Raw genomic sequence first — 6253 nt, forward strand, 5'->3', positions numbered from 1 at the left:
CCTACGTCGGGCGTGGGCTGGGACGGCTCGACGCCGCTCATGCTGACCAGCATGGTCCGGTTGCGGGCTCCGGTCTTGCGGAGCAGGGATCCAACGTGTTTTTCAACGGTCTTTGCGGAGATCTGCAGCTGGCGCGCGATCTGTTTGTCCGCCATGCCCTGTAGCACCATGTCGCGCACCTGCCGCTCGCGCACCGTGAAACTGTCCAGCGTGGTGTCCTCCGGGGCGGCAGCCATGAGGGAATCGAAAAGCTCGCCCTCCACCAGCGCCTGCCCCTGACCAGCCGCGACGATCACCCGCGCAATCGCCTCTCCTCCCGCTTTGCGGTTGATGAATCCTCGCACGCCAGCTTGTTTGGCTGACCGCACCTGGTCCACCGTGGGATTATCCGTGAGGACCACGATGGCGGCCTGTGGATCGAGTTTCCTGACCTCCGTGAGTAGTCCCGTATCGGTTTCCTGGACCATGTCCAGATCAACCACCAGGACGTCGGGGCGGAGTAGTTCGTATGCGTCCAGCAGTTGCCCTGAAGAGCTGACTTCGGCCGCTACCTGAACTGCTGGCTCGCTGATCTGTAGTAGCCTGACCAAGCCAGCGCTGATGAGGGGTTTGTCGTTGGCGATCAGCACCTTCCACCGCGGCTGGGGGCGCTCGCCCCGCTCCGGCACCTTGTCGGGCAGGGTGGCCCTCACCTTGGTACCCCACCCGGGCATCGTGTCGATGTGCAGGTCACCTCCCAGATGGACCGCACGCGAGGTCATCCCATGCAGGCCAAGGCATCCCGTGGGCAGGGCTGAGTGGTCCCCGTGGGTGGTAGCCAGATCAAATCCCCGCCCGTTGTCTTCCACCAGGACAGCTAGCGAATCACTCTCATAGACCAATCCCACCCGAACGCTCGTCGCCCTCGAGTGTGTGACCACATTGCCCAGCGCCTCCTGGATGATCTTGAACGCCTGGTGAGCGATCTCCGGGGCAAGCGCGCGGGGAGACCCGATGACGGTGAGTTGCGTCTCCGCAGCGCTCATCGATTCGGCCCAGGTCAGTTCGGCCGCGACTGCCACGTCGAGGTCCCGGCCCGCGAGGGACGCCGGGCCCATCCCCAGGATTGTGCGGCGCGTTTCGGCCAGGGCATCATGGGCGATATTACGGGCGGTTCCGATGTGCCGGGTTGCGGCGGCTTCCAGGCCGTCCCGCCGGACCGCTTTGTCCGCATCATCAAGACTGAGAAGCAGGGTGGCCAGGGACCGGCCGATGGTCTCGTGAACGTCCCGCACCGCCCGCTCCCGTTCCACTCCGATGGCGGCCTCCTGCTCGCGTTCAGAAGCGATGGCGTGCAATTCTGAATTTTTCAACGCGATCGCTGCGTGGCTGGCGAAGAGCTCAGCCAACGCGGCGTCATCGGGAGTAAACACGCGCTGCGGATCGGCGCCGAAGATGATGCAGGTCCCGATGACGCGTGCATCCCACTGGATGGGTACCCCAATGACCGCGCAGTTCCACCGGGGATCTTCTGGGGAGATATGGCCCTTCGACACTTGACTGTAGGTCCGGAGGATCACCGTGGAGCGATCCCGCACCACCAGGCCGGTGATTCCTTCCTCTAGCGAGAAGGTTTGCCCTTCCTGGCAGCCCACGCCGAAATCGACTTTTTTGGCGTAGGTCCCGCTCGCTTCGTTGACTAGGGAGAGGGAACCCGATTCGCAGCCAAGCAGCAGTGCGGCATGCCCCAAAATCCGTTCCAGGAGCGGTTGAAGCTCAAATCGTCCGGCGAGGTCACGTGCCAGTTCCGCGACAGTGTCCAACCGCTTTTGCGCGCTATCCACCTGCAGCGTGCCATGCATTAGTGGGTCAGGCCCCAGCCAGGAATCAGTCATTTCCGTCCTCTCTGACGAAATGCGCGTTGAATCTCCGTGGGACCGGACACCTGTGCAGCACACCATCGGTTTATGCATTAAATCACTATGCGTGCTGGTTATCCCCCATGGGGACGGCGGGTAAGCCCTCATGGCAGGTCCAGTGGATTGATGGTTGCGTTGAGGTAGGCAAAACAAGGGTCCCGGACAGGGCGAAACGATGGCTGGAGAAGAGTAATGGCTCGGATTGGAATTCTGACCAGCGGCGGAGATTGCCCGGGGTTGAACGCTGTGATCCGGTCCTGCGTGCTCCGGGGGATCCGGAACCATGGCGACGAATTCGTCGGCTACATCGACGGCTGGCGGGGGTTGGTTGAAAACAATTCGATCATCCTGGATTGGATGAGCGTTCGCGGTATTGCCAAACAGGGCGGAACAATTCTTGGCACTTCCCGCACCAGCCCGTTCGGCGATGGCAGCGGCGTGCAGCACATCGAAGCGAACCTTCGTTCCCTCGGGGTGGATGCGCTGATTGTAATTGGCGGTGAGGGAACCCTCGCCGCCGCTAAAATCCTCAGTGATGATGGTGTGCGGATCATCGGTGTCCCCAAAACGGTGGATAACGACCTGTCCGCGACCGACTATTCGTTTGGCTTCGACACTGCGGTGCAGATCGCGACCGAGGCGATCGACAGGCTGAGTACCACCGGCGAATCGCATCATCGGTGCATGATTGCGGAGGTGATGGGACGCCATGTTGGCTGGATCGCGCTACACGCGGGCATGGCCACGAGTGCCCACGCGATTCTCATCCCGGAACAGCAGCCCAGCATGGAGGAGATTTGCGAGTGGGTGGCGAAGCCGTTTCACCGGGGAAGAACCCCGCTGGTGGTTGTGGCCGAGGGATTTGTCTCGGCGGAGATGAACCACCCCCACTCGGAACGCGGACTTGATGCCTTCAATCGACCCAGGCTGGGTGGTATTGGTGAAAGGCTCGCACCCATCATCGAGCAACGAACCGGGATTGAAACGCGGTCCACAACTCTCGGGCACATCCAGCGGGGTGGTGCGCCGAGTGCGTCAGATCGGGTGCTCGCCACCCGGCTGGGCATGGCAGCAGTAGACGCCGTTCACGACGGCGCGTGGGGCACCATGGTTGCCCTCCGCGGCACTGACATCGTGCGGGTAGACCTAGGAGAGTCGGTGGCGCAACTCAAGACTGTCCCGCAGTCACGCTATGACGAAGCAACAACGTTTTTCGGCTGATCGGTTGGTCTGAACGGCGCGATTGCGGGAACGGTTCGCCTCTGGCACCTAATGTTCCTGCCAGATCAGATCAGGTCATAGGGCTCAAGGGGACGGTTCTCGCGGTAGCGGTCACGCCAGCGGTGGTGTGGTTCGGCTTTTCCGTCGTCGTGCACCACGACTACCGGGCAGACGGCACGCGCGACACACGCGTTGCTCACGGATCCCAGGTGCAGGCCGCGGAGGCCGCCGTGACCCCGCCTGCCGACCACCAGCATCTGTGCCCTCGCGGCCGCCTCGACCAGCACGGTCGACGGATGACCGCGGATGATGGTGCTGGTGAATCCAGGCGGCGTCTCGTCTCCAAACGCCTCGTGAATAGCCTCATCGAGGCGTTTCTGGGCACCCTTTCCGAAGATGGTCATGTCGGGGAGGAGGTACTCCTCGTACATCCTTGGATAGTCCCAACAGGCAACGGCGTGGACTTCAGCGCCAAGGGCCGGGGCGAGTTTCGCGGCCAGCCTCAGGGCGAGGATCGAAGGCTCCGAGCCGTCGACGCCCACCACTACATGAGGATCCTCTGGGGTTCGTTCCATCACAGCTCTCCTTGGCTCGCAGGACCACTTCCGGGTACCCCAATTTTACGCCGCGTAAGCCCCTATGCGCAGGGAAACAGCCGCCAATATTCAAGGCTTATACGGAGTGGTCGGGGGCGGCGACCATACGCTGAACCAGCTCGCCGAGGCCTTCGATGCGATCGTGACGACGTCGCCAGCGGTCAGGTAGGGAACTCGGCCGGAGAGCGCGACGCCCTCGGGGTGCCGGTGTTCACTGGGTCTGCCGGGTACAGGGCCATGTACGGGGACGGCTCCAACGCCGGTCAGAGGTGCACCCACTCTGAGGGAGCCAGTGTGTTCGAGCTGAGGCGAATCCTCCGCGGCCAGCGCATCAGTTTCTTTTGGCTGATCCTATTTGTGCGCTGCTTCATCCCAGAGCGTGCTCATTTCGGTCATGGCACGTTCCATGATGGCGAGCATTGAGTGGTGGGCATCGACCGGGTTGCCGCGCTGGATGGCGCTGGCGACGTCGACGTGCAGTTGCAGTGCTTCGTCGTGCGGGTGCTCGGGCATGAGGCCATAGTGGGTTCGCCCGGTCAGAACCTCGGCGACGAGGGAGTTGAGCTTCCCGAACATCTCGTTCCCGGAGCTGGATAGCACCAGGCGGTGGAACTGGATGTCGAGGGTCAGGAACAGTTCAGTGTCGCCGTCCTGCCCGGCGGCCCACAGCTTTCCGGCCAGCCCCATAAGCTCGCTGGCGTCGGCCAGCGGCGCCCGTAGTGCTGCCAGCCGGGCGGCCTGCGGCTCTACTGCCGTGCGCAACTCGGTCAATGAGCGCAGCTGGGCGACCCGCCCCGGGGAGGCAAGGCGCCACCTGATGACCTGGCGGTCGTAGAGGTTCCACTCGGTGGCGGGCAGCACCTGGACGCCCACCCGCCGTCGTGATTCGACCATTCCCATGGAGGCTAGGACACGCAGCACCTCGCGGATGACCGAGCGGGAGACGCCGTAGCGCTCCTCGAGCTCTTCGATCCGCATCACCGATCCGGCGGCCCATTCGCCGGCTCCGATGGCCAGTCCCATCTGGTCAACCACTGACGCATGCAGGCCAGAGGGCATGACACCGGGGGTATGGGGATCAGTTGGCTGCATGAAGTGAAGCGTATCAAGAGCATCCCATTCGAGTGACGGGGTTGCATAAGTATGATCTTTGTCACTACTATCGTGGCTATTAGCAGATGTAAACCGATCATCTACTCCTGGCCCCGGCTATTGCGGGTGTCCTCAACGAAGAGAACTGGAGCAACAGTGCAGCGTAAAACTATGCGGGTAGCCGGACTGGCGGTCACGGCCTTACTGGGTGGAACCCTTGCGGCATGCGGCGGAGGCGGTGGCGGCGACGAAGCCTCCGACACTCTGCGGGTTACCCTCGCCAACCATGTGTGGACCGATACCATCATTGAAGCAATTCCCGAATTCGAAGAAGAAACGGGCCTGACCGTCGAACTCACGCAGCTCGGCGAAGACCAGCTATCGGCCCAGTACAACGTGCAGCTCAACGCCGGCACCGATGAGATCGACGTGATGATGTACCGGCCACTGCAGGAGGGCAAGCTGTTTGCTCAGAACGGCTACTTGGCCGATCTGACGGAACGCGTCGAATCTAACCCCGAGTGGGAATGGTCAGACTTCCAGAGCGGCCCCGTCGACTCCACCACGTTTGAGGACAAGGTGGTTGGCGTCCCAACCATCACCGAGCGCGAGGTGCTGTACTACCGCACCGACCTCCTCGAGGCTGCAGGCCTCGAGGTCCCGGAGACTCTCGAAGAGCTGGAAGCCGCCGCGAAGCAGATCAGCGAAGAGAACCCCGACGTCGCAGGCTTCGTCGCCCGCACCGGCAAGTCACCGGCCGTCACCCAGTTCTCCAGCTTCCTCTACAGCTTCGGCGGCGACTTCATCGATGAGGAAGGCAACTCAGCCATCGCCTCACCGGAAGCCAAGGAAGCCTACGATTACTACGGCCGCATGATCAACGAATATGGTCCAGAGAATGTCAGCACCGACATGAGCTGGCCCGAAGCCATGGCCATCTTCACCCAGGGCGGTGCAGCCTTCTACACCGAGGCAGACAGCCTCTATCAGAACGCCACCGACCCCGCGAACTCGCAGGTTGCCGAGAATGTCGGCTTCGCCCCACTGCCTGCAGGTCCTGCCGGATCCAAGCCCTACAACGTACCATCGTGGGGCCTCGGCATTAACGAGGCATCGAAGAACCAGGACAACGCCTGGAAGTTCCTCGAATGGGCCACCAGCAAGGAAATGGTTCTCGAAATCCAGCAGGCAGGCGTCCCCGGTCCCCGCACATCGGTCTGGGCCGACCCTGAAGGCACTGCGACCTATCCCGAGGACCTCGTTGCGGCCATCGAGGCCAGCGCCGAAAACGGCGTCGGCTACGATCGCCCGCTCGTGATCAACGTGGCTGAAGCCCGTGAAGTGGTGGGCGATCCGATCGTCATCGGCATCACCGGCGGCGACGTAGACGCGGCAGCTGATGCAGCGAGCGAATCCTTCCAGGCCTTCCTGGACGACGAACGCGAA

6 protein-coding genes are annotated in these 6253 nt (G+C 62.6%); 3 read left to right on the top strand and 3 right to left on the bottom strand.

Annotated features, from left to right (window positions below; translation table 11 throughout):
- Window positions 1–1874 (bottom strand): hybrid sensor histidine kinase/response regulator transcription factor (locus tag K728_RS19980; RefSeq protein WP_162148005.1); only part of this gene is annotated, 1874 nt, incomplete at its 3' end.
- A 216-nt stretch (window positions 1875–2090) separates the two neighbouring features.
- On the opposite strand from K728_RS19980, the gene K728_RS0100015 reads away from it, so the two are divergent.
- Window positions 2091–3119, top strand: coding sequence for a 6-phosphofructokinase (locus K728_RS0100015; RefSeq protein WP_024475438.1), 1029 nt, complete (start codon window positions 2091–2093; stop codon window positions 3117–3119).
- A 65-nt stretch (window positions 3120–3184) separates the two neighbouring features.
- Here the strand turns inward: K728_RS0100015 and K728_RS0100020 are convergent, their stop codons facing one another.
- Window positions 3185–3694 carry a universal stress protein gene (locus K728_RS0100020; protein ID WP_024475439.1) on the bottom strand — a complete coding sequence of 170 codons (510 nt, stop codon included), beginning with the start codon at window positions 3692–3694 and terminating at the stop codon, window positions 3185–3187.
- A gap of 64 nt (window positions 3695–3758) precedes the next feature.
- On the opposite strand from K728_RS0100020, the gene K728_RS22095 reads away from it, so the two are divergent.
- A complete protein-coding gene (locus K728_RS22095) occupies window positions 3759–3884 on the top strand; it encodes a hypothetical protein (RefSeq protein WP_272944171.1) in 126 nt (41 codons plus the stop codon).
- Window positions 3885–4066: 182 nt separating this feature from the next.
- On the opposite strand, the gene K728_RS0100025 is transcribed toward K728_RS22095, so the two are convergent.
- The gene (locus K728_RS0100025) at window positions 4067–4807 is read right to left on the bottom strand and encodes a FadR/GntR family transcriptional regulator (protein ID WP_237742051.1); all 741 of its coding nucleotides are present in this window, start codon (window positions 4805–4807) and stop codon (window positions 4067–4069) included.
- A 156-nt stretch (window positions 4808–4963) separates the two neighbouring features.
- On the opposite strand from K728_RS0100025, the gene K728_RS0100030 reads away from it, so the two are divergent.
- On the top strand, window positions 4964–6253 hold a 1290-nt coding region (locus K728_RS0100030), incomplete at its 3' end, for an ABC transporter substrate-binding protein (RefSeq protein WP_443110889.1).

It is taken from the genome of Arthrobacter sp. CAL618, from assembly GCF_000468215.1.
In the GTDB taxonomy this organism is placed as follows: domain Bacteria; phylum Actinomycetota; class Actinomycetes; order Actinomycetales; family Micrococcaceae; genus Arthrobacter_D.